Below are 24,656 nucleotides of genomic sequence, written 5' to 3'. Positions count from 1 at the left end.
TCATTGTTCCAGCAGCGCCTGGTTCAGCGCCGTTTCCAGGACGCTTTTATAACGCAGATAGTGCAGCGTTTGCGGCTGTTCGTCGGCGAACAGCCGCGACAGGTCGAGGTCGGTCAGGTAGCAGGGATAGGGTTCGCTTTCTGCGCGATGCGCCAGGATATGCCGGGCGACCGCCTTGAACAGGCCGGCGCCGTACTCCAGTTCGGAAAACTCCTGGTGGTCGCAGTACAGGGTGACCTGCACGCGCTTGCGTTCGCCGCGCTCGAGTAGCGCCTGTAGCTCGTACAGCGCGGGCCCGGCCAGGGCCTCCGGCGCCTCGCGAGGCTCGACATGCACTCTGCCGTCGTTGGAGAGCAACTCGTAGTAGCGGATATCCAGCGCGGCCGGCACCTGTTCCGCCAGCGACAGGGCGTTGCGCCGGTACAGCAGCGATTGCAGGAAGCGCTGCAGCGGTGCGAGCAGGCTGCGTTCGTCACGCAATGCCTGGCGCTGGCGCCAGAGGGCGTTGCGTTCGTCGAGCAGGCTGATCTCGGCGCTGTCGAAGTCGCGCCGGTAGAACACCTGGATGCAGTCCGGCCGCCCCATGGACAGGATCAGCCCGAGGTCCTCGCCCTCCAGGGCGTGACGATCCAGCTTCAGGGCGCTGTAGCCATCTCGCTCGCGGCCCAGGTGCTGGAGCAGGCTCGGCAGGTCGGGCAGGCTCTCGTGGCTGACCGCTTCCGGCGACATTTCCAGCAGGTGGTACTGCTGGCGGATCTGCAGCAGGTAGCGGCTTGGCTGGCCGCCAAGCAGTTGCCCGTAGGTCTCGCGGAACAGCTCTTCGACCCGCACGGCGATGGCGGCGGCCCGGTTGCGACAGAAGCAGCGCACCATCAGTTCAGGCGGCTGCGGCGGGCTTCCGGGCTTTTCGCGGACGGCGTCGAGGAACTCGGCAAGGCACTCGGGCAGCGCCTGGGGGCCTGCGTAATGGCGCACCGTCAGTTCGTTCCAGCTGTTGAGGCTGAGCTGGTCGAGGGTCAGCACCAGGTTGTCGCGCACCCCGGCATAACCGAGCACGTCGGTACGCCCGGTAGCCATGTGCAGGTTCATCTGGCTGTGGTGGCGCAGCGGGTCGACACCGACGTTGACTAGCAGCAGGACGCTCTTGAGCCGACGCGGTTGCAGCAGGTCGGCGTCGTCCACGGTCGCCAGGGGGACCGGCAGGAACTGCCGCAGGCTGCCCAGGAGATTGTCCAGTTCGGCATCGCCGAGGTCGCTCTGGCCGGGATGCAGGGACAGCCGGGTGGCGCTGTCGATGACGCCGTTGCGATGGCACCAGGCGAGCAGCTCGACCAGCCTGAGGCTGCGTTTCAGCGGCGCGTAGTCAGGCCACTGGTGAGCGCCCAGGGCACCGGGGAAGATCGCCCACTGCGCCTGCTCGCGGTCGTCGTCGGCGGGCAGCTGGACCAGGGTCAGGACGTCTTCGCCGAGATCCGGGGCGATCCCCGGGTTGATGTTCTCCACCTTGCCTGCCTTGCGCTCGAAGGCGGCATACAGGCGGCGGCCGAGCAGGCCCAGGTCGCGGCTGTCGATGCCGCTGTCAGCGCCTTGCTGGCGGGCGATCTGGAACAGCAGGCGGTAGCTGTAGGTCAGTTCGTTGACCACCGTGCGACGCTCTTCCATCACCTGGCGCATCTTCCACTGGCTGCGGCTGTCGAGCAGGGCCAAGCGGCGAGGCTCCCATTGCCATTCCGCGACGAGCCGCTCCATCGACAGGTGCTGCCAGCCCTTCTGCGCCTGGCGCTGGCGACCGCCGAGCTTGCGCCCGACCTTGAGGTACAGGCAGCGCCGCACGAGTTCCAGGCGTTCCGGCGCCTGCTGTTCCCGCAGGTAGCGTTCGAGATGGCGATAGACCAGGACGTAGGGGTCCAGTTCGTCGAGATCGAGCTGGCCGGCGAATACCTGCTCCTTGAAGCGCAGGGCGACGCAGCGGACCCGCGGGTGCTCGCTGGCGTAGGCTTCGGTGAGCAGCAGCTTGAGCAGCGACTTGTAGGGCGAATCGATGGCCTTGGACAACTGCCAGAGGCCGGCGCCGATGAACTCCCGGGCGGGGATGTGCGCCAGGTGGCCGAGGTCGAGTACCTCTTCGGCGCGGATGAAGCGTTTGCCGAGCAGGGTCCGGCAGTATTCGTCGTAGCGCCGTTCATGGGCCGGCGGCACCAGCCACCATAGAGGGGTGCGTCCGCCGAGCCAGATCGCGCTACGGTAGAACTCGTCGAGCAGCAGGAAGTGCTGGGTATTGCCGTCGCCGCCGGACTCTTTCCAGTCTTTGCGTTCGTCCTGGCCGAAACGGGCGACGTCGATCAGGAAACAGTGCACCTCGCTGCCCTGGCTGCGCGCCCAGTCCTCGATCAACGCGCACTTGCGGCGCAGCTCCTGGCGCGCGCCGGGCTCCAGTTCTGGGGCATGGCAGACCCAGAGGTCGAGATCGCTCTGTTCCTCCTGGGCCAGGCTCCCCAGGCTGCCCATCAGGAACAGGCCGTGGATCGGCTGCTGTGCGGGTTCCTGCCTGCGTGGCTTGTAGACAAACGAGCGGGCCAGGCGCTGGGCTTCGGCGAGTACTTCGTCGTCCGCCTCGAAACCGCTCAGGCCCGCTGGCGTGCTGGCCGACAGGTAGCCCGGCAGCAGCGGATGGTTGATGTGGAACAGCAGCGGTAGCAGGCGCAGGACCCGCTCCTGGCGGCTGGACAACGCCTGCCGGGCGCGTTGCAGGCGACCGGCATTGACCGCCAGGAAGCGTTGGCGCAACTGGCCGAGGACCTTGCGGTCGATGCCATCGTCGAGATCGAGGCTGAGTGCGGGGTGTCGGTTCATGGGCGTCCGGGCACAGGCAAGGCCAGGCGCCGTGCCTGGCTCCGGTCATGCCATTGTATCGCCCGGAAGCGCGGCGGCTTGAGCGCCGCACCGCGAACCGGGGCAACCGTCGCGGCCTGTCGGGAGCAGGTCGCGATGGCCGCTTCCGTCAACCCTTGAGGATGGTCAGCAGGCCCTGTGCCTGCTCCGCGGCGTCCAGCCCCAGACTGGTCAGGTAGCCGCCGTCGGGCTGGTCGATCAGCCCCTTGTCGTGCAGGCGTCGGGCGGCGGCGACGGCCTTGCCGTCGGCGGTGTGATGGACCTTGAGTCCTTCCTGGGTGTTGTTCAGGTTGAAGAGCGCCAGCAGTTCCAGTTCGTCGATCAGCTCGGGAGTGAAGGCCATGTCGGCTCCTTGCGGTGTTGAGCACCGGTGAGTGTAGTTGGACTAGGGCGTAGCGTCGGCGGCCTGGCTCCAGCCGTCGAGGATCTTCTGGTACTCGCCGCTGGCGAGGATGCGCTGCATGCCGAGGTCGAAGCGTTCGAGCAGATGCTCGGCCTGCGGGTGGCGGCGCGAGAACGACAGGTACAGCTCCGGGCGGTGGACCGTGGCCACCGGCTGGAACTGGCCTTCCAGTTCGGGATGTTCGCTGAACAACTGGCGAGCCGTATTGCGGTAGGCCAGGGCGTAGTCGACGCGGCCGCGCTGGAGCATGAGGAAACCGTAGTAGTCCTTGCGCACCGGGATGCGCACCAGGTCGTGGCGGCGATCGAAGCCGTCGCCGTATTCATAGCCGAGGGTCACCGCGACTTTCCGTCCGCTCAGCGCCTGCTCCGCATTCACCGGCCGCGCTTCGTCGCGTCGCGCCCAGAGCTGGATCTCCGCGCGGAACAACGGATGCCGGGGCAGACGGTAGTCGGCGAGGATGTGCGGGTTCGGCGAGGTATTGAAGCAGCCGGCGATCAAGCCTTTCAGGGCCAGCTTCATGCAGCGGGAGTAGGGGTAGGGATTGAGCTGGACCGGCGTGTCCGCAGCCCTGAAGGCGGCCCGCACGATGTCCGCGCTCATGCCCTGGATGCGGCCGTCCTTGTAGGCGGTATAGGGATACCAGTCGTCTTCGGCGCCGAGCACCAGGGGTTCTGTCGGGACGGCCGCTGCCGGGCCGGAAAGGGCCAGCAGCAGGCAGATGGGCAGGAAGTGGAACCAGGATCGCATCCGGTATCGCTCCGCGAAAGCAGGTGGCACGGAGAGTGGGCGCCACCTTTCTACCAGAGCGGCAGGCGTTTGGCGAAACAAAACCGCATGGATACGAGGGGCATTCGCCGGCACCAGTCGGCCCGGCTCCGCTCATTCGTCGTCCGGCAACGTCGGCAGGGCACGCAGCGCATGCTCGTAGCCGGCGCTGTCGAAAGCGCGGTCGGCGGCGAGCATGGCGTTGATCTCGTGGGCCAGCACGTAGGCCATCATGCCCAGCGCCTCGTCGCGCTCGTAGCCGACCAGGGTCAGCTTGTTGAACACGGCGCGCGCCGCCGGCGGATTCTCGCTTTCGATCTGGTTCTCGATGGCCTGGATCAGTTTTTCCTCGGCGAAGCCGTCTTCCTGGTTGTCGTCCTGTTCGCTCATCGGGCGTTCCTCGTTCTGGCGCAAAGTACCGCTTGTGCGGCGGCGGGAAGTTGTCCACCCTGCTTGGCCAACGGATGGCCGCGAAGGTAGCGATACCCGACATGATCACCTATTACATCCTTTCCGGCGACCGCCTGGAGCGACGCCAGCACGACGATGCCCAGCGGGGGTTGCCGCCGGGCACCCTGTGGGTCGACCTGCATCACCCGACCCCCGAAGAGGAGCGCCTGCTCGAATCCCACCTGCAGGTGAACATCCCGACCCGCGAGGAGATGGCCGAGATCGAGGATTCGTCGCGCTTCTACGAGGACGGCAACGTCCTCTACATGACCACTTCGGTGGTCGGCGGGATCACCGAGCACCGGCCGAGCACAGAGGAAGTGACCTTCGTCCTCAGCGAGAAATGGCTGATTACCGTGCGCTACGCCGACCTGCGTTCGTTCCGCGAGTTCGAGAACCGCTGCATCCGCCAGCTCGACGCCAACCGCAGCAGCACCCAGTTGTTCGCCCTGATGATGGACAGCCTGGTGGACCGCATCGCCGACGTGTTGGAGGCCGTACAGGGGCAACTGAGCAGCATGTCGCGGGAGATCTTCGCCGAGTCCACCGCCCAGACCCGCAAGCCGAAGACCGACCTGCAGCAGATCATCAAGCACCTCGGGCGCAGCAGCTCGCTGCTGTCCAAGCTCAACGACAGCCTGCTCAGCATCAATCGGATGAACAGCTATTTCCGCCAGGGTTGCAACGGCTGGCTTTCCGAGCCGGCCAAGGTGCTGGCGAAGACCGTGGAGCGCGATGTGCGCTCGCTGGACGAGTACCTGGCGAAGATGTCCACCGAGATCAACTTCCTCCTCGACGCGACCCTTGGCCTGATCAACATCGAGCAGAACAGCATCATCAAGGTGTTCTCCATCGCCGCCGTACTGTTCCTGCCGCCGACCCTGGTGGGCACCGTCTACGGCATGAACTTCAAGGACATGCCCGAGCTGGACTGGTCCATCGGCTATCCGATGGCGCTGGGGATGATGGTGGTATCGGCGATCCTTCCGTACCTCTGGTTCAAGTTCAAGAACTGGCTCTGAGGCACTCGGCAGGTGTGCAACTTTTTGCTGGATAACTTCGGGAAAAGCTGTGGATACCACGCTGGGGCCAAGGCCTGACGGGGTCTTCGATGAAGTGAGCAAGTTCTTGCATAGCACTGTGCAACAACTTGCTCACTTTTTCGGGGTAAACCCAGGGGAAAGTGTTCGTGCGGGCCGGGAGATTCTTCAAGAATTTGATTTAAAAGGTAAATATTTTATTGGCACGAAGCTTGTTGGGTAGCTGCCGCACCAGGACATGTCGTCCCGGCTACCACTGACAAGGAATGCATCCATGGCAACCCCCGCCTATATGTCCATCACCGGCACCAAGCAGGGCCTGATCACCGCCGGCGCCTTCACCGAGGATTCGGTCGGCAACACCTACCAGGAAGGCCACGAGGACCAGGTGATGGTCCAGGGCTTCAACCACGAAGTGATCATCCCGCGCGACCCGCAGTCCGGCCAGCCGACCGGCCAGCGCGTGCACAAGCCGGTGGTCATCACCAAGGTCTTCGACAAGGCCTCGCCCCTGCTGCTGGCCGCCCTGACCTCCGGCGAGCGCCTGACCAAGGTCGAGATCCAGTGGTACCGCACCTCCGCCGCCGGCACCCAGGAGCACTACTACACCACCGTCCTGGAAGACGCGATCATCGTCGACATCAAGGACTACATGCACAACTGCCAGGACCCGGGCAACGCCCACTTCACCCACCTGGAAGACGTGCACTTCACCTACCGCAAGATCACCTGGACCCACGAAGTCTCCGGCACCTCCGGCTCCGACGACTGGCGCTCCCCGGTCGCCGGCTGAGCCGCGACCGCCGCACGCGGCCAGCCTCGCTGGCCGTCGTGCCCTCGATGACCCATAGCGCCGTGGCCAGGAAAGCCCGCGCCGGGTCGATGCCGCTTTGTTTGTTGTAGGCAGCTTCCGATCGAGCCTGCGCGCCCTTGTCTCGCCCGCGCCAGGCAGGACAATCGAATCGGTCGCCTGCGCCAGTGAGGGACAACGGATGTTCGCAGCAGCCAACCAGACCCATTTCAGCCTCGCCATCGACGGCCTCGCCCTCGACCTGCAGGTGCTCTCCTTCAGCGGCCGCGAAGCCATCAGCCAGCCGTTCGCCTTCGACCTGGAGCTGGTCGGCGAACGCCCCGTGCCGGACCTCGAAAGCCTGCTGCACAAACCCGCCTTCCTTACCCTCGGGCCCGCCGGCAACGGTATCCACGGCCTGGTGCGCAGCGCCGGACAGGGCGACTCGGGCAAGCGCCTGACCCGCTACCGCATCACCCTCGTCCCGCAACTGGCCTACCTCGCCCAGCGCACCAACCAGCGCATCTTCCAGCACCTCACGGTGCCGCAGATCGTCGGTCGGGTGCTGGAGGAACACGGCATCCTCGCCGACGCCTACCGCTTCCAGCTCGGCACCCGCTACCCCGAGCGCGAATACTGCGTGCAGTACGACGAGAGCGACCTGCAGTTCGTCCAGCGCCTGTGCTGCGAGGAGGGCATCCATTTTCATTTCCAGCACAGCGCCACGGCGCACCTGCTGGTGTTCGGCGACGACCAGACGGTGTTCCCGCGGCTCGCGCCGGTGGCCTACCAGCAGGACTCCGGCCTGGTCGCCGACCGGCCGGCGGTCAAGCGCTTCGGCGTACGCCTGGAAACCCGCACCAGCCGCGTCACCCGCCGCGACTACGACTTCGAGAAACCGCGCCTGACGCTGGAAAGCACCGCCCGCGGCGAAGCCCGGCCGGACCTCGAGGACTACGACTATCCCGGTCGCTTCGTCGACCGCGAGCGCGGAAAGCACCTGGCCAGGCGCGCCCTCGAACGGCAGCGCAGCGACTACCGCCTGGCCGAGGGCCGCAGCGACCAACCGTTGCTGCTCAGCGGCCACTTCCTGCCGCTGGCCGCCCATCCCCAGGCGGGCTGGAACGACCTCTGGCTGCTCACCGAGGTGATTCACGAGGGGCGGCAGCCTCAGGTGCTGGAGGAAAGCATCGTCTCCGATGCCTCGGCGAGCCCGGACGACTTCCGGCAGGGTTACCGCAACCACTTCCAGGCCACGCCCTGGGAGGCGTTCTTCCGTCCCCCACCGACGCCGCCGAAGCCGCGCATCCTCGGCACGCAGAGCGCGGTGGTGACCGGCCCGAAGGGCGAGGAAATCCACTGCGATCGCTACGGTCGGGTGAAGGTGCAATTCCACTGGGATCGCGAGGGCCAGGCCGACGACAGCAGCAGTTGCTGGTTACGCGTTGCCTCCGGCTGGGCGGGAAGGAACTACGGTGCCATCGCCATCCCGCGGGTCGGCATGGAGGTGCTGGTGACCTTCCTCGAAGGCGATCCCGACCAGCCGCTGGTCACCGGCTGCCTGTTTCACAGGGAACATCCGGTGCCCTACGAACTGCCGGGGCACAAGACCCGCAGCGTCTTCAAGAGCCTCAGCAGCCCTGGCGGCGGTGGCTACAACGAGCTGCGCATCGAGGACCGCAAGGGCCAGGAGCAGATCTTCGTCCATGCCCAGCGCGACTGGGACGAAAACATCGAGCACGACCAGAAGATCCGCGTCGGTCACCAACGCCACGACACCGTGGAGGCGAACAGCTACAGCGAGTTCAAGGCCGAGGAACACCGCACCACCCACGCCGAGCGCAAGGTGGAGGTCCGCGCCAGCGACCACCTCACCGTAGCCAACGACCAGCACCTGAAGATCGGCAGCGGCCAGTTTGTCGAGGCCGGCCAGGAGATCCACCTGAGCAGCGGCCTGAAGGTGGTGCTGGAGGCCGGCGCCGAACTGACCCTGAAGGGCGGTGGCAGCTTCCTCAAGCTCGACGCCAGCGGCGTGACCCTCTCCGGGGCCAACGTCCGGGTCAACTCCGGCGGCAGCCCGGGCAACGGCAGCGGCGCGGCGCCGCTGTTGCCGGGGCCGCCGCTCGACGCGGATGCGGCGACAGCGGGCCAGGTACTGGACAACCCGGCGCGTAGCCGTCCCGAGCGGAGGGGGCCGGAACAATTGATCGTCGATGTCTGGGGAGACCCGGCGCAAGGAAGCCAGGTCGTACTGTTGCCACCGGAGAGCGAGGCATGAGCGGATTCCAGGACCAGAGTATCGACGAAGGCGTGCGCAAGCGCACCGCCTACCAGAACGATCGGCGTGCACGACTGGCATTGAACGTCGAGCGACAGGACGGCGGTATCCTGCAGATTCCGGTGGCCAGCGATATGCTCGGCCATGAGGAGCACGAGCGTATCCAGCAGAACACCTTCCTGGCTGTGATGCCGCTGGTCCGCCTGCCAACGCTGGGCAAGGCCGGTTATGGCGACCAGCTGCCCGCCGGCGCGCTACCGCGGGCGGGACGGATCTACCTGTTCCAGGACGGCAAGTTGTGGCGCGAACTGGAATGTGATGGCAAGGGCAACCTGTTCGAAGTCGATCTCCTGCAGGGGCGCAGCCAGCGTGCGGACAAGCGTCCGGCCGTAGGCAAGACACAAGCGCTGATCCTGGTGCCGGTGCTGGTCAAGGGGCAGTTCGTGATCCCACGCTACACCATGGCCTATAGCGAAACTCCCTGGCCTTGGTCGTACATCGACTGGCTGGAGGAGGACCCGCAGCGGGTCAACCGGCGCTGCCAGCAGATGGCGTCCGCTTGGAACGCCTCGGTGGCCAACCAGCACTGGAAAGCCTCCATCCATCAACCCGCGCTGGTCATTGATCATCACGCCCAGGGTTTGCGACCTCGCGACTTCAACGTCGAGAGCGCGCTGGAAGACCCGGCGGAATTCACACCTGAGTTCGCCGCCTTTCGCGAAGAGTCGCTGGTGTGCCAGTTGCAGCGACGCCAGCAGGAATTGGCGCCCCTGCTGAAGCAGGCTCCGCCCTCTGCGCTACCTACTCTGGAAGCCGGAGAGGACGTACTGGAAACCCTCAAGCTGCGTGGCCATCCCAACCTCATCGGGCTGATGCTCGACGACTCGCTGTTCGCCTTGCGCCACGCTGCGGCGCAGGCGCGCCACTGCGCCGCCTACTTGCGCAGCCTCAATGCACTGCTGCCGCACCGTCCCAACGGACGCTATGCACAGGTGCTGAGCAACATGCTCGACGGCCCGCTCGCCAAGCTCAGGGGCGAGGTCGATCAGGCCGAACTGGACGAGGCGATCTTCGCCGAGGAGCGACAGTCTTGCCGAATCCACCTGACGCAGCAGGTCGAGCATCTGGTTGCCCTGCTGGAAGGCCCCTTGCACCCGGTGTTGCAGGACTGGACCCACCAGTGCGACGAAGCCCTGCTGGAGCCCTACAGCCTGATGAGCGAGGCACTGGCTGCGCTGAACCAGCTTCCCGACCGCTGCGACGCACTGTACAGCGGTACCGCCTACCGGGCGCTGGCGGCACATGTCGAGCGGGTGGTCAGCACGGTTCTGCAGGCAAGCCACCCGCTTGGCGCCATGCTCCTGGCCAAGGACGAAGGACAACTTCCCGAGCCGGTTCGGCGCCTGCAGGCGCTGCGCGATAGCCCGCGGACGCCGGACCCCGATGCAATGGGCCTCAGCACGCTGATGCTGGGAGCCAGTCTGCTGGGCGAGGTCGACCAGCCCAGCGCCGGCAAGAGCCTCGCCTACTTCCTCGGCGACCTGCTGGACGTGTTCGGCGCCAGCGTAGTCGAGCAACTCGGCCGGCTGTCCCAGGGTGCCACCCAGATCCAGCTCGACCGCTTGTTCGCACCGACCTTCAATACTCTGAGCGCCCTCTCGGTGAAGATGAAAGGTATCCGCCTGCTGCCCGACAGTCAGGTGCCGCTCGACATGGTTGTCGTCGGCGTGCGCGGAGCCGGCCTGCGCAACGGTCTGACCGAGGTCGAGCGCCAGGAGCTGAGGCGCAAGAGCTATCGGCGCGCCATCGTTCAGGACGGTGCCGGCAATCCCCTGGCCGGCACCAGTCCCCGCGACACCGGCATGAGTCGCGCCAACCTGCGCAACGTCATGGTGGTGGCGGTACCCAAGGATCACCCGGACCTGCTTGCCTACACGAAATTCCGTACGCAGTTAGGCACGTTGACCCAGGTGATGGAGAACACTCGCATCGTGCCGACGATGATGCTGGGGTTTGCGATTTATAACTTGAATGTGCAGGTGCAGGCATACAGTGGCTTTGTAGACAGTGGAGAAAAGCACAGAGGGACGATCGGGGCTGTCGGTGCAGTAATCGATTTAACAGCCGCTGGAGGAAGCCATGCAAAGCTGCTTTTCGGACCATCTACTGCAAAGTATCTAGAAACCCCACGTATATCGGTAGCCCAAATATCCCCTCGATGGGCCAGGAATCTAGAAGTTCAAACAGGCAGCCCTAAGTTAGGGTTGCTACGTGGGCTTGGTGGCGCAGCCACACTATTCGGTGCAGGCATCAGTGTATGGGATGGCTACCGAGCTTTGAGGCAGGGAGATAGCGATGCGGCTGCGGCCTACGGTGTGGCCGCAGTGGGTGGGGGCCTTTGGGGTGCCTACGTCCTAGGATGGATAGTAAACCCTTATGCTTTGCTGGCTGGTGCGGTTTTGGCGATCGGAGGCACTGTGGTCGCTAATCTACTGACTGACAGCGATGCGGAAACCATCGTCAAGAAAGGCCCCTTCGGCCGGCAATTCGCCGAGGCTGGCCTGCTCGATTCGCTGATGGGCCAGGACCAGCGCTTCGCCCATCTGAAAGACCCGCAAACGGCCTATCGCCAATTGCTGGGAGTCCTCGGCCATCCGCGGGTCTTTGTCCATCGCCTGGAAGACTGGCGCAAATTGGCGCCGGCGGCGCATCGATCTGTCTTGCAGGAAGCGGAACGGGGTCGCCAAGCGGTCAGCCGCACTGCGCTATCCTGCATCGACCCCAAGTTGCAGGCGCTGGAGGCAAACGATTGGGCCGTGGTGCTGAGTTCCCCGCTCCTGGCCATGTTCGAGAATGGCCAGAAGGCGTTCCGCCTGGTGGCCCAGGAGTTTCTCAGCAGCTTGCCGATCGATCCGGGCACCCTGTTCGGCGTCAAGCGCTACCATCGGGTCCCCGCGGGCCCCGCCAAGCTCGAAGCCTTGCCGTTGGATGCTGCCAGCGTGCTCTACGTGCTGCCGGCCAGCCTGCCGATTCCGCAGTTGTCTCCTCGGGCCCGCTATAGCATGCGCATGACCCAGGGTTTGAAGATCAGCGCACAGTTCGAACTCAATGCCGACCAGCCTGAGCAGCGGCTTGTCCTGCCTCAACCCAGCCCGAAGAGTTGGAGTGCATTCACATCCGCCAATCGGTACCTTCCCCCGGACGACTTGGGCCCCCATGCTGCGCCACCTTATTGGTTGATAGAGAACAGTGAGTTCAACGTATGACTGTACACATGGATGCCACGTACTCAGCCAGTGCTTATCGCAGTGAAGTCAACGACTCTTTACCGCCGCCAAGGTGGAAGGAGGAGTCTAACCGTAATGGTATTTTTGACACCCATCTTGCCTTTGGGAACTATGCCAATCTAGATCCGGAAATGGAGATTGTAGGGCAGCTTTCGATCGGGGCTGAGGATAAGTCAGAGGTTGGAGGTGCTGAGGCATATTGCAACTCTATGCGTTGGCAGTTCCAGAACTCTAGCAGAATTCCTTATATAATATTCACGCTTAGGATGCTGTGCTATTTTTTTGTATGGATTGCTTTGGGAATTGGCATAATGGGAGAAGCCACCGGAGAGTGGAGGAGGGACATACAGCAACTCTACACCTTGGTTTGCTCATTCTTTGTGGTGGCTGTTTCAGTAATATCCATGGTGGCCTTTCTTTCGAATAAAAAATATCTTCACGTTATTCAGATGTCGGGTTTTTTATTTTCAATCCCATTGGCTTTGTACCAGTATGGAACAATATTTGGAACCAATGGTTTGCAAATAGCAATTTGGATAGGCGTAGCTACTTATTTTATGGGTGCAGTCGGCTTCAGCGCCATCCTTTGGCTCTACAGCAAAGTCTTCAAGCAAGATGGCAGTGAATTCAATCGCCTGGACGGCATGCTCCGCTTCAAGCGTCGCTTCCGCCGCCTGTTCGTCGCTCCCTTCGACGAGTTCGATCCGGTGCTGCAATTGCTGCCCAGTGGCTACGGCAGCCACGACTATGCGCTCTGGTTGCATCACCGCTATACCGACAACAAGGTCTGTCTGGCCACCCGCGTCCACTCCCTCGGTCTCGACAAGGTCAATGCCCTGGCCTTCTGGGACTGCCTGCAACGCTACATGGACGTGACCCAGCCGTTGCCCGACCTGCCGGTCCTGGAGCCGAGCCGCCCCTTAGATCCGGTCACCGCCGAGCATGATCGGCATACCGGACGCGATCCCCATTACTGGCGCCAGCGCACCTACCAGGGCTGGCCAGCCAAGGAGCGCAAGGAGCTGGACCGACGCCTGCATGAGTATCCCTGGCAACAGCAGCCCTGCATCGTCAGGGCGCGCATCGATCCCGGGCTAAGCATCGAAGCCTATTACCGGCGCCAGGAAGCCAAGGGCATTTTTGCCACGCCCAGGGCCGATGATTTCAATGATGAGCACTGATGCTGAGTTATTCCGCCATTGCGACCGGTTAGCGAAGAAGGACTTTCACTAGAGTGGCTGTCGATCTACAAGGGCGTTCCTGTCCCGCCGTGCGATCAAGTCTCGGGTAGGACAGGGAGATCTGCCGGGCACTGGGCGCGACTTCAGCGCTGTGCCAGCAGTTTTCTGCCGCGGGCGACGGCGGCACGGACCTGGTTCGGCGCGGTGCCGCCGATATGGTCGCGGGCGTTGACCGAGCCTTCCAGGGTCAGCACGTCGAAGACGTCAGCGTCGATCTGCTCGCTGAAGCGGCGCAGTTCGTCGAGGCTCATCTCGGCGAGGTCCTTGCCGCTGTCTACGCCGTACTTCACTGCGTGGCCGACGATCTCGTGGCAGTCGCGGAACGGCAGGCCCTTGCGCACCAGGTAGTCCGCCAGGTCGGTGGCGGTGGAGAAACCGCGGCGTGCCGCCTCGCGCATGATCTCGCGCCGGGGCCGGATCGCCGGGACCATGTCGGCGAAGGCGCGCAGGCTATCGCGCAGGGTGTCGGCGGCGTCGAACAGCGGTTCCTTGTCTTCCTGGTTGTCCTTGTTGTAGGCCAGCGGCTGGCCCTTCATCAGGGTCAGCAAGCCGGTGAGGGCGCCGAACACCCGGCCGGACTTGCCGCGTACCAGCTCCGGCACGTCGGGGTTCTTCTTCTGCGGCATGATCGAGGAGCCGGTGCAGAAGCGGTCGGGCAGGTCGATGAACTGGAACTGCGCGCTGGTCCACAGCACCAGCTCTTCCGAGAAGCGCGACAGGTGCATCATCGCCAGGCTGGCGGTGGCGCAGAATTCGATGGCGAAGTCGCGGTCGGAGACGCCGTCCAGGGAGTTACCGCCAACCGCGTCGAAGCCCAGCAACTGGCAGGTGATCTCGCGCTGGATCGGGTAGGTGGTGCCGGCCAGGGCCGCCGAGCCGAGCGGCATGCGGTTGACCCGCTTGCGGCAGTCGACCAGGCGCTCGTAGTCGCGGCTGAGCATCTCGAACCAGGCCAGCAGGTGGTGGCCGAAGGTCACCGGCTGGGCGGTCTGCAGGTGGGTGAAACCGGGCATGATGGTGTCGGCTTCCGCTTCGGCCAGGCCCAGCAGGCCCTCCTGCAGGCGGGTGATCTCGGCGAGGATGGTGTCGATCTCGTCGCGTAGCCAGAGGCGGATGTCGGTGGCCACCTGGTCGTTGCGCGAGCGGCCGGTGTGGAGCTTCTTGCCGGTGACGCCGATGCGGTCGGTCAGGCGCGCCTCGATGTTCATGTGCACGTCTTCCAGGTCGACGCGCCAGTCGAAGCTGCCGGCTTCGATTTCCGCCTGGATCTGTTGCAGGCCGTCGACGATCGCATCGCGCTCGGCGTCGCTCAGCACGCCGACCTTGGCCAGCATCGTGGCGTGGGCGATGGAACCCATGATGTCGTGGCGGTAGAGACGCTTGTCGAAGTCGACGGAGGCGGTGAAACGGGCGACGAAGGCGTCGACGGGCTCGCTGAAGCGGCCGCCCCAGGACTGGTTGGTCTTCTCTACGCTCATGGTATCTCTCGCTGCAACAAGAAACGGACAGGCCGCGCGGCCTGCGTGACGGGCAAAGTGCGACGATGATAGCAGGCCGGGAGGAAAAACCGGCGGCTCGTCGACGAAGCCGGAACGAGCGCTGTTTCGCGGTTTTTTGCGGCAGATGGCATTTCGGTGCTTTATTTCGCCCGTACGCCCGCGGCTGTCTTGCGGGCGCCACGGGCCTTGCGGAAACTCTGTCGATGCCTATCCGATTCAAGCCCGGCCGCTCGACCCGGCCGGCCGTCCAAGACGACTTCTTCATTCCCGAGCTCTGCGAAGCCGAAGCCCTGTTCACCCTGGTGCTGCTGGCGGAGCTGCTGGTGCTCGTGCTGGTGCTGGCGGAGCCGATGACGCCGAGCTTCAACTGGGTGCGCCTGGCCCTGGCGTCGCTGTTCGTGCAGTGGATCGTACTGCTCTCGGCGGCGCTGTTCTGCCGCCTGCGGCCATTGCTCGCACGCCTGCCGGTGGCGCTGGCGGGGAGTGCCTGCTGCCTGTTGGTGGTGGCCCTCACCCTGGGCTGCACGGCGGTCGCCGAGCACTATCAGCTGGGCGGAGAACTGACGCGTGCCGGCGAGGTCAATCTGTATCTGCGGCACGCGCTGATCGCGCTGATCATGTCCGCCCTGGTGCTGCGCTACTTTTACCTGCAGAGCCAGTGGCGCCGGCAGCAGCAGGCCGAGTTGCAGGCGCGCCTGGAATCGCTGCAGGCGCGGATTCGCCCGCACTTCCTGTTCAACAGCCTGAACAGCATCGCCAGCCTGATCGAGCTGGACCCGCTGAAGGCCGAGCATGCGGTGCTGGACCTGTCCGACCTGTTCCGGGCCAGCCTGGCGAAGCCCGGCACTTTAGTTTCCTGGGAGGAGGAACTGGCGCTGGCAAGGCGCTATCTTTCCATTGAGCAGTATCGTCTTGGCGATCGCCTGCAACTGGACTGGCAGGTGCACGGGGTGCCGGCCAACCTGCCGATCCCCCAACTGACCTTGCAGCCGCTGCTGGAAAATGCGCTTATCTATGGCATCCAGCCGCGGGTCGAAGGTGGCCTGGTGCAGGTCGAGGCGGTTTATCGTGAAGGAGTGTTCCAGCTATGTGTGAGCAACCCCTACGACGAGGCGCTCGAGTCGCCCCCGTCGAAAGGCACGCGACAGGCGTTACACAATATCGATGCACGACTTGGGGCACTTTTCGGGCCTAAAGCGAGTCTCAGCGTCGAGCGCCGTGACGGACGGCACTACACCTGTCTACGCTATCCATGTGCGCGACTCATGCAGGAAGCCTGAGCTTATGAATGTCCTGATTGTCGATGACGAACCTCTGGCGCGAGAGCGCCTGGCCCGATTGGTAGGGCAACTGGACGGCTATCGCGTCCTCGAGCCCTCGGCCAGCAATGGCGAAGAAGCGCTGACGCTGATCGACAGCCTCAAGCCCGATATCGTCCTGCTGGATATCCGCATGCCCGGTCTGGACGGCCTCCAGGTCGCGGCCAGACTCTGCGAGCGGGAAGCGCCGCCGGCTGTGATCTTCTGCACGGCCCATGACGAATTCGCCCTGGAAGCCTTCCAGGTCAGCGCCGTGGGCTACCTGGTCAAGCCGGTGCGCAGCGAAGACCTGGCCGAGGCGTTGAAGAAAGCCTCGCGACCGAACCGCGTGCAACTGGCCGCGCTGACCAAGCCCCCGGCCTCCGGCGGCAGCGGTCCGCGCAGCCACATCAGTGCGCGGACCCGCAAGGGGATCGAGCTGATCCCGCTGGAAGAGGTGATCTTCTTCATTGCCGACCACAAGTACGTGACCTTGCGCCATGCGCAGGGCGAGGTGCTGCTGGACGAGCCGTTGAAGGCGCTGGAAGACGAGTTCGGCGAGCGCTTCGTGCGCATCCACCGCAACGCGCTGGTCGCCCGCGAACGGATCGAACGCCTGCAGCGTACGCCGCTGGGGCATTTCCAGCTCTACCTGAAAGGCCTCGACGGCGATGCACTGACCGTCAGCCGGCGGCACGTGGCCGGGGTCAGGCGTCTGATGCATCAGCTCTGACGGCGGTCGGCGGTTCGCCAGCGACCCGGGTGCGGCTATCGGGCCCAGCGTCCGCGCACTCGGGTTCGAACTGTTATCATGGGCGCATCCCTGTGCACGGAATATCCCATGTCGTCCCGCGAAATCCGCATCGCCACTCGCCAGAGCGCCCTCGCCTTGTGGCAGGCCGAATACGTCAAGGCGCGCCTGGAGCAGGCTCATCCTGGCCTGACCGTCACCCTGCTGCCGATGACCAGTCGCGGCGACAAGCTGCTCGACGCACCGCTGGCGAAGATCGGCGGCAAGGGCCTGTTCGTCAAGGAACTGGAAACCGCCCTGCTCGAAGGCGCCGCCGACATCGCGGTGCATTCGATGAAGGACGTGCCGATGGACTTTCCCGAGGGGCTCGGCCTCTACACCATCTGCGAGCGCGAAGACCCGCGTGACGCTTTCGTCTCGAACACCTACGCCAGCCTCGAGCAACTGCCAGCCGGCAGCGTGGTCGGCACCTCCAGCCTGCGCCGCCAGGCGCAGCTGCTGGCGCGCCGGCCGGACCTGCAGATCCGTTTCCTGCGAGGCAACGTCAATACCCGCCTGGCCAAGCTGGATGCCGGCGAATACGACGCGATCATCCTCGCCGCCGCCGGCCTGATCCGCCTCGGCTTCGAGTCGCGCATCCGCTCCTCGATCAGTGTCGACGACAGCCTGCCCGCCGGCGGACAAGGCGCCGTCGGCATCGAATGCCGTACGGCCGACAGCGACCTGCATGCCTTGCTGGAACCCTTGCACCATACCGACACGGCTCTGCGGGTCACTGCCGAGCGCGCGCTGAACAAGCGGCTCAACGGCGGTTGCCAGGTGCCGATCGCCTGCTACGCCATCCGCGAGGGCGACCAGCTGTGGCTGCGCGGCCTGGTCGGCCAGCCTGATGGCACCCAGTTGCTGCGCGCCGAGGGGCGGGCGCCACTGGCGGAAGCCGAGGCGCTGGGCGTGCGGGTGGCCGAGGACCTGCTGGAGCAGGGCGCCGAAGCGATTCTCGAAGCCGTCTACGGCGAGGCCGGACATCCGTGAGCGGCTGGCGGCTCCTGCTGACGCGCCCCGACGAGGAGTGCGCGGCCCTGGCCGCCCGCCTCGGCGAGGCGGGCGTCCATAGCAGCAGCCTGCCGCTGTTGGCGATCGATCCGCTGGAAGAAACCCCGGAGCAGCGTACGCTGATGCTCGACCTGGACCGCTACTGCGCGGTGGTGGTGGTCAGCAAGCCGGCGGCGCGCCTGGGGCTGGAGCGGCTCGACCGCTACTGGCCGCAGCCGCCGCAGCAGACCTGGTGCAGCGTCGGCGCGGCGACCGCGGCGATCCTCGAGGCCTACGGCCTCGACGTAACCTACCCTGAACAGGGCGACGACAGCGAAGCGTTGCTGGCGCTGCCGGCGTTCCAGGATTCCCTGCGCGTGCACGATCCGAAAGTGCTGATCATGCGCGGCGAAGGTGGCCGAGAATTCCTCGCCGAGCGCCTGCGCGGCCAAGGCGTGCAGGTGGACTACCTGCCACTCTACCGGCGCCGGGCTCCGGACTATCCGGCCGGAGAGCTGCTGGCAAGGGTGCGGGCGGAACGCCTGAACGGCCTGGTGGTCAGCAGTGGACAGGGTTTGCAAAATCTGTATCAGTTGGCGGCAGCCGATTGGCCCGAGATAGGCCGGTTGCCGCTGTTCGTACCCAGCCCGCGGGTCGCCGAGATGGCGCGCGAACTGGGTGCGCAACGGGTGATTGATTGCCGGGGCGCGAGCGCGCCGGCCTTGCTGGCGGCCCTGACGAGCGCCGCCTAGAACTTTCTTGACCAAAGGATGGACCTGTGAGCGAAGCAGTCACTCCCCAAGACGACGCAAGAACTTCCACTTCCACCCCTTCTCCCGTTGCACCCGATGCATCCAGGCGTTCCGGTACCGCCACCGGCCTGGCGTTGCTCGCCCTGCTGGTTGGCGTGGCGGGACTCGGCGCGGGTGGCTGGAGCTTCTGGCAGGTCCAGCAGTTGCAGGGCACCGAGCGCGACCAGCTGGCGCAGCTGGAAGATGCCCGTGGCAAGACCGAATCCCTGGCCCAGCGCAACCAGCAACTGGCTGCCCGCCTGGACGCTTTGCCTACCGCGGACGAACTGGAGGCCCGGCGACGCCTTGTGGTGGAGCTGCAGGGCGACCAGCAGCATCTCAGCGAGCAACTGAAGAAGGTCCTCGGCCAGAGCCGCCAGCAATGGCGACTGGCCGAGGCCGAACACCTGCTGCGCCTGGCCAGCCTGCGCCTGTCCGCCTTGCAGGACGTGGGCAGCGCCACCGAGCTGGTGCAGGGCGCCGATGACATCCTGCGCGCGCAGAACGATCCCGGCGCCTATGCCGCCCGCGCCAAGCTGGCGGCCAGCCTCGAGGCCCTGCGTGCGTTGCCGGAGCCGGACCGTACCGGGCTGTTCGTGCAACTGGCGGCGTTGCGCGAGCAGGTCAACCAGTTGCAACCGCTCACGCCGACCTTCAAGGAAGGCGAAAGCGGTGCCAGCAATGTCGCCTGGGGCGACGGCAACAGCACCTGGGAGCTGTGGTGGGAGAAGATCTCGCGCTACATCCGCATCGACTTCAATGCCGGCCAGGACATTCGTCCGCTGCTGGCCGGCGAGCAATTGGCGCAGGTGCGCCTGACCATCGGCCTGGCCCTGGAGCAAGCCCAGTGGGCGGCGCTGAATGGCAAGCAGGAAGTCTACGAGCAGGCGCTGAAGCAGGCCCAGGACGTGCTGGACGGCTATTTCAACGTAGAGCTGGCCGACAGCCGCGCGTTGAAGTTGCGTATCGATGAGTTGGCGAAGCAGCCGGTCACCGTGCAGGTCCCTGACCTCGCACCGGCCCTGAGCGCCCTGCAGTCCTACGTGTCGCGCCGCGAGGCCGCCGGCAACCTGGTGCCCGAGGCGCAGGCGGCTCCGGCCACGGAGGGCCGTCCATGAGACGCATCTACCTCCTGGTCCTGGCGGTGGTGCTGGTCGCCACGCTGGTTGGGCTGGCGATCTCCGAGCAGGCCGGCTATGTGCTGATCGCCTACAAGAGCTTCCGTTACGAATCCAGCCTGTGGTCGTTCCTCGCCCTGCTGGCGGTGGTCTGGCTGCTGGTGGTGCTGGTGCGCCTGGTCCTGCGCCTGCTCGGCAGCTCGGGGCGGGTGGTCAACCCCTGGTCGCGCTACAACCGCCGGCGTCGCGTGCAGATGGCCGAGCACAGCGGCCTGCGCGATCTCGGCGAAGGCAACTGGCCGCAGGCGCTGCGTCATTTGCGGCGGGCTGCGGAGATGGGCGAGCGGCCGCTGATGCATTACCTCGGCGCGGCGCGGGCCGCCAACGAACTCGAGCGCTACGACGAGGCCGACGACCTGCTGAACCGGGCTCGCGAGCGCGAGCCGGATGCCCAATTGCTGGTCGGCCTGACCCGTGCGCAACTGCTGATCAATCGCGGCGACTACCCGCAGGCACGCAATACCCTCGAAGAGCTGCACGGGCTCCAGCCGCAGCACCGCACGGTATTGCGGCTGATGCAGCAGCTGTACGTCACCCAGCACGACTGGCAGGCCCTTTGCGTCCTGCTGCCGGAGCTGCGCAAGGAGCGTGTGCTGAAGGATTCCGAACTGCGCGACCTCGAACGCCGTGCCTGGGTGGCTTCCTTGCAGGAAGCCGGCGAGCGTGGACTGAACGAGGGCGAGACGGCGTTGCAGCCGCTGACCCAGCACTGGCAGAACGTGCCTTCGGCGCTGCGTGCAGACCCGGCGATCGTCGCGGGCTATGCCGCCCAACTGCTTCGCCTGGGCGCCGAGGAAGAGGCCGAAGAAGTCCTCCGCCATGCGCTCAAGCAAGGCTTCGACGCGACCCTGGTGCAACTCTACGGGCAGGTGCGCGGGCGCGATCCGGGCAAGCAATTGCAGGCCGCGGAAGGTTGGCTCAAGGAACATCCGAACGATCCCGGCCTGCTGCTGACCCTGGGGCGCCTGTGCCTGATCAACAAGCTCTGGGGCAAGGCCCGGGAATACCTGGAGGCCAGCCTGAGCTTCCAGCGCAGTGCCGAGACCTGCGCCGAGCTGGGCCGCCTGCTGGCGCAGCTCGGCGAGGTCGAGCGCAGCAACCAGTTGTTCCAGGAGGGCCTGGTCCTGCTCGATCGGCGTACTCCGGGGCTGCCCGTGGTGGTGGCGGGCATTTGAGCATGGGGAACGCCCCCGGCGTTCCCCGTTCGGCTCCATCGGCAGGACTGTGGCGGCTTGTCGCGGGCGCCCGGCATGATTCGGGATGTCTTGCCGCAGAGCGGACTTGCGGCTTGAAACGGCCGGAGGCTTTCCACTACCGTAGGCGGCCTTTCCCCTGTGTACCTGTGGATCCGCCATGCCCCTGGCCAGCCCCCGTCAGCTTTTCCTTCTCGCGTTCCTGGCCTGCGTCGCCATCATGGGCGGGGCGCTGTACCTGGAACATGTGGTTGGCCTGGAGGCCTGCCCGCTGTGCGTCGTGCAGCGGATCTTCTTCATCCTGATCGGCCTGACCTGCCTTGCTGGCGCGATCCAGGGGCCCGGCCTGCGTGGGCGGCGTATCTACTCCGTGCTGGTGTTCCTGCTCGCTCTCGGCGGCGGGGCCACGGCCGCCCGCCAGGTATGGTTGCAGACCGTTCCGCTGGACCAACTGCCGGCCTGCCTGCCCAGCCTCGACTACATGATGCAGGCGCTTCCCTTCCAGGAAGTGATCCGCCTGGTCCTGCATGGCACCGCGGATTGTGCCCAGGTGAGCTGGACGCTATTCACCCTGAGCATTCCGGAATGGAGCCTGCTGGCGTTCGTTGCCTATCTCGGCTTCTCCATCGTGCAGTTCCTCCGACGTACCTGATGCGGGCTGTCGCGTGGTCTTTCGTCAGCTCTCGAGTGTCGGCCGTATCGATTTGGCGAAAACCAGAGCGGATGCGGGATACCGATCAAACATCCGTATGAATTTTTCTGTACGGGCGTCTTGATGGGGTCATCCCGGGGGCATAATCTGGCTTTCCATAGCGCCGGAGTCCGCCCCTTGCACAGGCGTTCTCCCACAGAGCGCAGAGAGTGCGTCAGCAATGCGTCTCGGAGCGGACGATGATTCTCCGGGACGTCCGAAGAGGGAAGCGAGGACAACATGCTCGAAAGCTGCCGTAATGCCCAAGAGCGGTGGGGGGGTGTGCACCAACTGATCGATCGCTGGCTGCATGAGCGCCAGCAACTGGTGCAGGCCTTCGATGCCCTGAGCGGTATTCAGGCACCGGCGCCCAACGCCGAAGAACTCCAGCATTTCTGCCAATTGCTGCTGGACTACGTATCTGCCGGACACTTCGAGGTCTACGAGCAACTGACGGCGGAAGGCAAGGCCTTCGGCGATCAGCGCGGCCTGGAGCTGGCCAAGCAGATCTTCCCCCGGCTGGAAGCCATCACCGAATCCGCGCTGAACTTCAACGACCGCTGCGACAACGGCGATTGCCGTGAAGGAGCCTGCCTCATCGCGGAGCTGAAGGTCCTGCGGCAACAATTGCACGAACGCTTCGAGCTGGAGGACTGCCTCATCGAAGTCCTGCACAACGCCCACAGCCAGAGCGGCGCAGAGGGTTCGGCAGTACCGGTCTGATTCACCGGCGAGTCGTTACGAAACGGCGCGTCTCCATGCGGGAGAGCGCCGTTTTTGCATTTCAGCGGAAGCCCAGCAGGTCGATCTCGAAGACCAGCGGAGCGTCGGGCGGGATCAGGTCGCCAGCGCCTTCGTGGCCATAGGCTTGCGCCGAAGGAATCACCACTCGCCAGCGCGCGCCGACAGGCATCGCTCGCAACGCTGTGCGCCATCCCTCTATCACACTGTCCAGGGCGAACCACTCGGCGCTTTCGCTCTGGTCGAACACTTGACCGTCGGCAAGCAGGCCGCGGTAACGGACGTGTACCTGGGTTGCCGCGCCGATGCCGTTACCTTGGCCACGACGTAATTCGCTGACGAGGACGCCGCCGGTCAATTCGCGGACGCCGAAGCGGGCTTTTTCGTTGGCCAGGAAGCGGGCCTCGGCGGGTGTGGTCCGCGGTGTTTCCGTCGTGGCGTTCTCGTGTTGCAGCAGAAGTTTTTCGATGCGTTCGGGGGGGATTTCAAGTGCCTCGCCGCGATAGGCCTGGCGCAGTCCGAGAAGTAGTTCGGATAGCTCTAGGTCGGGCATTTCCTGCTGTAGGCGCGTGCCCAGGCGGGCGCCTACGGCATAGGCCAGTTCGTCCTTGGGGGGCGCGGCGAAAAGCGGCAGCGGCAGTAGAAAAAGACCGATGAAAAGGCGGCGCGGCATGCGGTTTCTCCAGACGAATCGGCGGGCAATCCTGGCGCACGTCGCTTGTAGCACATCGAACCCGTTGGCGAGAGGGGGTTTGCGGGTCTAGTATGGGCGCAACCACGTCCGCCTGGAGGCACGTCATGTCGGCCAACAAGAAGCCCGTCACCACCCCCTTGCACCTGTTGCAGCAACTTTCCCACAGCCTTGTCGAGCACCTGGAAGGTGCGTGCAAACAAGCGCTGGTCGATTCGGAAAAGCTCCTGGCCAAACTTGAAAAGCAACGTGGCAAAGCCCAGGAAAAACTGCACAAGGCTCGCACCAAGCTGCAGGATGCTGCCAAGGCCGGCAAGACCAAGGCACAGGCCAAGGCGCGCGAGACCATCAGCGACCTGGAAGAAGCGTTGGATACCCTGAAGGCCCGGCAGGCGGACACCCGTACCTACATCGTCGGCCTCAAGCGTGACGTACAGGAAAGCCTCAAGCTGGCGCAGGGTGTCGGCAAGGTGAAGGAAGCTGCTGGCAAGGCTTTGGAGAGCCGCAAGGCGAAACCCGCGACCAAACCTGCTGCGAAGGCGGCAGCCAAGCCTGCGGTGAAAACCGTAGCGGCGAAGCCTGCGGCCAAGCCGGCTGCGAAACCGGCGGCCAAGCCTGCGGCGAAAACCGCGGCAGCGAAGCCCGCAGCCAAGCCGGCTGCGAAACCGGCGGCCAAGCCTGCGGCGAAAACCGCAGCCGCGAAGCCCGCAGCCAAGCCGGTGGCGAAGCCTGCTGCGAAACCGGCGGCCAAGCCCGCGGCGAAAACCGCAGCCGCGAAGCCCGCAGCCAAGCCTGCGGCGAAAACCGCAGCCGCGAAGCCCGCCGCCAAGCCGGCGGCGAAGCCTGTCGCGAAACCGACGGCCAAGCCCGCGGCGAAAACCGCAGCCGCGAAGCCCGCCGCCAAGCCGGCGGCGAAGCCTGTCGCGAAACCGGCGGCCAAGCCTGTGGCGAAACCCGCGGCCGCGAAGCCTGCAGCCAAGCCGGCTGCGAAGCCTGCGGCGAAACCGGCGGCCAAGCCTGCGGCGAAACCCGTAGCCGCGAAACCTGCCGCAGCCAAGCCCGCCACCGCTCCTGCTGCGAAGCCTGCGGCGACTCCCAGCGCCCCGGCAGCCGCCTCCAGCGCTGCTTCGGCAACGCCTGCCGCGGGCAGCAACGGCGCCGCCCCGACCAGCGCCTCCTAAGGCGCTGTCTGCAAAGCCGCCGAGCCAAGCACCAGCAAAGCCCGGCGCTCTGCTTCCGTGCAGATGTCCCGGCTGCAGGCTTGCAGCCAGGCATCCGCACTGCGATTCGCTTCCTGGCCCTCCAGCCAGGCTGTGGCCAGGTCGGCCAGGCGTTGCAGGTGTTCCCGTTCCGCTCGTAGTTCCTGGGCCTTCATTTCCTCGCGGAGTTCGGCCAGGCAGGCGTCGTGGGTTGCCGCTTCGCGCCAGGCGCAACGCAATCTGCGCAGGGGTTCGATGACCGTTTCGCGCCAGGGACGCGCGGCGTTCTCCAGGATCTGGGCGCGTTCTTTCGAGCAGCTCACACCGCGCCTGCCAAGCCAGGCGGCGACCAGCAACAGGCAGACGTCCGCACCTTGCTCCTGAAGCGCGAGGCAAGCCGTTTCCACGCCCGGCCGGGCATAGACGTCCACCGCGAATTTCCA

The 24,656-nt window shown here is 65.3% G+C and carries 22 protein-coding genes; 15 read left to right on the top strand and 7 right to left on the bottom strand.

Annotation, left to right across the window (positions count from 1 at the left end):
- The 4 genes from ACYAF3_RS09740 to ACYAF3_RS09725 all read right to left on the bottom strand — a co-directional run bounded on the left by ACYAF3_RS09740 (position 1) and on the right by ACYAF3_RS09725 (position 4,453).
- Positions 1–2,853, bottom strand: a complete 2,853-nt coding sequence (locus ACYAF3_RS09740) for a class I adenylate cyclase (RefSeq protein ID WP_003146599.1) — start codon at positions 2,851–2,853, stop codon at positions 1–3.
- A 148-nt stretch (positions 2,854–3,001) separates the two neighbouring features.
- Complete coding sequence (locus tag ACYAF3_RS09735; RefSeq protein WP_003096418.1) at positions 3,002–3,235, bottom strand: TIGR02647 family protein; 234 nt, start codon at positions 3,233–3,235, stop codon at positions 3,002–3,004.
- A gap of 42 nt (positions 3,236–3,277) precedes the next feature.
- Positions 3,278–4,045, bottom strand: coding sequence for a substrate-binding periplasmic protein (locus ACYAF3_RS09730; RefSeq protein ID WP_003096415.1), 768 nt, complete (start codon positions 4,043–4,045; stop codon positions 3,278–3,280).
- Between the two features lie 132 nt (positions 4,046–4,177).
- Positions 4,178–4,453 carry a hypothetical protein gene (locus ACYAF3_RS09725; protein ID WP_003114340.1) on the bottom strand — a complete coding sequence of 92 codons (276 nt, stop codon included), beginning with the start codon at positions 4,451–4,453 and terminating at the stop codon, positions 4,178–4,180.
- Positions 4,454–4,554: 101 nt separating this feature from the next.
- Between ACYAF3_RS09725 and ACYAF3_RS09720 the strand changes: the two genes are divergently transcribed.
- From ACYAF3_RS09720 to ACYAF3_RS09695, 6 genes are all read left to right on the top strand, one after another.
- The gene (locus ACYAF3_RS09720; RefSeq protein ID WP_003123712.1) at positions 4,555–5,535 is read left to right on the top strand and encodes a magnesium transporter CorA family protein; all 981 of its coding nucleotides are present in this window, start codon (positions 4,555–4,557) and stop codon (positions 5,533–5,535) included.
- A 49-nt stretch (positions 5,536–5,584) separates the two neighbouring features.
- Complete coding sequence (locus ACYAF3_RS09715) at positions 5,585–5,776, top strand: hypothetical protein (protein ID WP_123788632.1); 192 nt, start codon at positions 5,585–5,587, stop codon at positions 5,774–5,776.
- Between the two features lie 51 nt (positions 5,777–5,827).
- Complete coding sequence (locus ACYAF3_RS09710; protein ID WP_003083317.1) at positions 5,828–6,346, top strand: Hcp family type VI secretion system effector; 519 nt, start codon at positions 5,828–5,830, stop codon at positions 6,344–6,346.
- Between the two features lie 199 nt (positions 6,347–6,545).
- Entirely contained in the window at positions 6,546–8,621 is a 2,076-nt protein-coding gene (locus ACYAF3_RS09705; protein ID WP_003104860.1) for a type VI secretion system Vgr family protein, read from the top strand.
- Positions 8,618–11,887: a hypothetical protein gene (locus ACYAF3_RS09700; protein ID WP_003099242.1), complete on the top strand. Its 3,270-nt coding sequence runs from the start codon at positions 8,618–8,620 to the stop codon at positions 11,885–11,887. The genes ACYAF3_RS09705 and ACYAF3_RS09700 overlap by 4 nt, the downstream gene beginning before the upstream one ends.
- 578 nt (positions 11,888–12,465) lie before the next feature.
- Positions 12,466–13,089 (top strand): hypothetical protein, encoded by a 624-nt coding sequence (locus tag ACYAF3_RS09695; protein ID WP_003099240.1) that lies wholly within the window; start codon positions 12,466–12,468, stop codon positions 13,087–13,089.
- A 143-nt stretch (positions 13,090–13,232) separates the two neighbouring features.
- Here the strand turns inward: ACYAF3_RS09695 and argH are convergent, their stop codons facing one another.
- Positions 13,233–14,627 (bottom strand): argininosuccinate lyase, encoded by a 1,395-nt coding sequence (gene argH / locus ACYAF3_RS09690; protein WP_003099239.1) that lies wholly within the window; start codon positions 14,625–14,627, stop codon positions 13,233–13,235.
- 224 nt (positions 14,628–14,851) lie between these two features.
- Here argH and algZ point away from each other — a divergent pair, with 224 nt between their 5' ends.
- The 8 genes from algZ to rsd all read left to right on the top strand — a co-directional run bounded on the left by algZ (position 14,852) and on the right by rsd (position 22,305).
- Positions 14,852–15,928: an alginate biosynthesis two-component system sensor histidine kinase AlgZ gene (algZ, locus tag ACYAF3_RS09685; protein ID WP_003096404.1), complete on the top strand. Its 1,077-nt coding sequence runs from the start codon at positions 14,852–14,854 to the stop codon at positions 15,926–15,928.
- Positions 15,929–15,932: 4 nt separating this feature from the next.
- Positions 15,933–16,679: an alginate biosynthesis regulator AlgR gene (gene algR, locus ACYAF3_RS09680; protein WP_003096397.1), complete on the top strand. Its 747-nt coding sequence runs from the start codon at positions 15,933–15,935 to the stop codon at positions 16,677–16,679.
- Positions 16,680–16,787: 108 nt separating this feature from the next.
- Positions 16,788–17,729 carry a hydroxymethylbilane synthase gene (gene hemC / locus ACYAF3_RS09675; protein ID WP_003114031.1) on the top strand — a complete coding sequence of 314 codons (942 nt, stop codon included), beginning with the start codon at positions 16,788–16,790 and terminating at the stop codon, positions 17,727–17,729.
- Positions 17,726–18,481, top strand: a complete 756-nt coding sequence (locus ACYAF3_RS09670) for a uroporphyrinogen-III synthase (RefSeq protein WP_031755295.1) — start codon at positions 17,726–17,728, stop codon at positions 18,479–18,481. Before hemC ends, ACYAF3_RS09670 begins: the two co-directional genes overlap by 4 nt.
- A 26-nt stretch (positions 18,482–18,507) precedes the next feature.
- Positions 18,508–19,638: a uroporphyrinogen-III C-methyltransferase gene (locus tag ACYAF3_RS09665; protein WP_003123705.1), complete on the top strand. Its 1,131-nt coding sequence runs from the start codon at positions 18,508–18,510 to the stop codon at positions 19,636–19,638.
- Positions 19,635–20,873, top strand: coding sequence for a heme biosynthesis protein HemY (locus tag ACYAF3_RS09660; protein WP_128669368.1), 1,239 nt, complete (start codon positions 19,635–19,637; stop codon positions 20,871–20,873). Before ACYAF3_RS09665 ends, ACYAF3_RS09660 begins: the two co-directional genes overlap by 4 nt.
- A gap of 178 nt (positions 20,874–21,051) precedes the next feature.
- Entirely contained in the window at positions 21,052–21,543 is a 492-nt protein-coding gene (locus ACYAF3_RS09655; protein ID WP_023122875.1) for a disulfide bond formation protein B, read from the top strand.
- A 279-nt stretch (positions 21,544–21,822) separates the two neighbouring features.
- On the top strand, positions 21,823–22,305 hold the full coding sequence (rsd, locus tag ACYAF3_RS09650; RefSeq protein WP_003120370.1) for a sigma D regulator: 483 nt from the start codon (positions 21,823–21,825) through the stop codon (positions 22,303–22,305).
- A gap of 61 nt (positions 22,306–22,366) precedes the next feature.
- Here the strand turns inward: rsd and ACYAF3_RS09645 are convergent, their stop codons facing one another.
- On the bottom strand, positions 22,367–22,996 hold the full coding sequence (locus ACYAF3_RS09645; RefSeq protein ID WP_004347374.1) for an FKBP-type peptidyl-prolyl cis-trans isomerase: 630 nt from the start codon (positions 22,994–22,996) through the stop codon (positions 22,367–22,369).
- Between the two features lie 125 nt (positions 22,997–23,121).
- On the opposite strand from ACYAF3_RS09645, the gene ACYAF3_RS09640 reads away from it, so the two are divergent.
- On the top strand, positions 23,122–24,195 hold the full coding sequence (locus tag ACYAF3_RS09640) for an AlgP family protein (protein ID WP_034022345.1): 1,074 nt from the start codon (positions 23,122–23,124) through the stop codon (positions 24,193–24,195).
- Here the strand turns inward: ACYAF3_RS09640 and ACYAF3_RS09635 are convergent.
- Entirely contained in the window at positions 24,192–24,644 is a 453-nt protein-coding gene (locus ACYAF3_RS09635; protein ID WP_003114036.1) for a TIGR02444 family protein, read from the bottom strand. The two genes, ACYAF3_RS09640 and ACYAF3_RS09635, sit on opposite strands and share 4 nt — an antisense overlap.
- Between the last annotated feature and the right edge of the window lie 12 nt (positions 24,645–24,656).

This window comes from Pseudomonas sp. TZ252, from assembly GCF_056110345.1.
Note: the sequence above shows the minus strand (reverse complement) of the source record. Positions and strands in the feature narration are given on the sequence as shown.

Coding starts and splice junctions, on each gene's coding strand:
- ACYAF3_RS09740 (WP_003146599.1), bottom strand. CDS start 2,853: ATGAACCGACACCCCGCACTCAGCCTCGATCTCGACGATGGCATCGAC.
- ACYAF3_RS09735 (WP_003096418.1), bottom strand. CDS start 3,235: ATGGCCTTCACTCCCGAGCTGATCGACGAACTGGAACTGCTGGCGCTC.
- ACYAF3_RS09730 (WP_003096415.1), bottom strand. CDS start 4,045: ATGCGATCCTGGTTCCACTTCCTGCCCATCTGCCTGCTGCTGGCCCTT.
- ACYAF3_RS09725 (WP_003114340.1), bottom strand. CDS start 4,453: ATGAGCGAACAGGACGACAACCAGGAAGACGGCTTCGCCGAGGAAAAA.
- ACYAF3_RS09720 (WP_003123712.1), top strand. CDS start 4,555: ATGATCACCTATTACATCCTTTCCGGCGACCGCCTGGAGCGACGCCAG.
- ACYAF3_RS09710 (WP_003083317.1), top strand. CDS start 5,828: ATGGCAACCCCCGCCTATATGTCCATCACCGGCACCAAGCAGGGCCTG.
- ACYAF3_RS09705 (WP_003104860.1), top strand. CDS start 6,546: ATGTTCGCAGCAGCCAACCAGACCCATTTCAGCCTCGCCATCGACGGC.
- ACYAF3_RS09700 (WP_003099242.1), top strand. CDS start 8,618: ATGAGCGGATTCCAGGACCAGAGTATCGACGAAGGCGTGCGCAAGCGC.
- ACYAF3_RS09695 (WP_003099240.1), top strand. CDS start 12,466: ATGGGTGCAGTCGGCTTCAGCGCCATCCTTTGGCTCTACAGCAAAGTC.
- argH (WP_003099239.1), bottom strand. CDS start 14,627: ATGAGCGTAGAGAAGACCAACCAGTCCTGGGGCGGCCGCTTCAGCGAG.
- algZ (WP_003096404.1), top strand. CDS start 14,852: ATGCCTATCCGATTCAAGCCCGGCCGCTCGACCCGGCCGGCCGTCCAA.
- algR (WP_003096397.1), top strand. CDS start 15,933: ATGAATGTCCTGATTGTCGATGACGAACCTCTGGCGCGAGAGCGCCTG.
- hemC (WP_003114031.1), top strand. CDS start 16,788: ATGTCGTCCCGCGAAATCCGCATCGCCACTCGCCAGAGCGCCCTCGCC.
- ACYAF3_RS09660 (WP_128669368.1), top strand. CDS start 19,635: ATGAGACGCATCTACCTCCTGGTCCTGGCGGTGGTGCTGGTCGCCACG.
- ACYAF3_RS09655 (WP_023122875.1), top strand. CDS start 21,052: ATGCCCCTGGCCAGCCCCCGTCAGCTTTTCCTTCTCGCGTTCCTGGCC.
- rsd (WP_003120370.1), top strand. CDS start 21,823: ATGCTCGAAAGCTGCCGTAATGCCCAAGAGCGGTGGGGGGGTGTGCAC.
- ACYAF3_RS09645 (WP_004347374.1), bottom strand. CDS start 22,996: ATGCCGCGCCGCCTTTTCATCGGTCTTTTTCTACTGCCGCTGCCGCTT.
- ACYAF3_RS09640 (WP_034022345.1), top strand. CDS start 23,122: ATGTCGGCCAACAAGAAGCCCGTCACCACCCCCTTGCACCTGTTGCAG.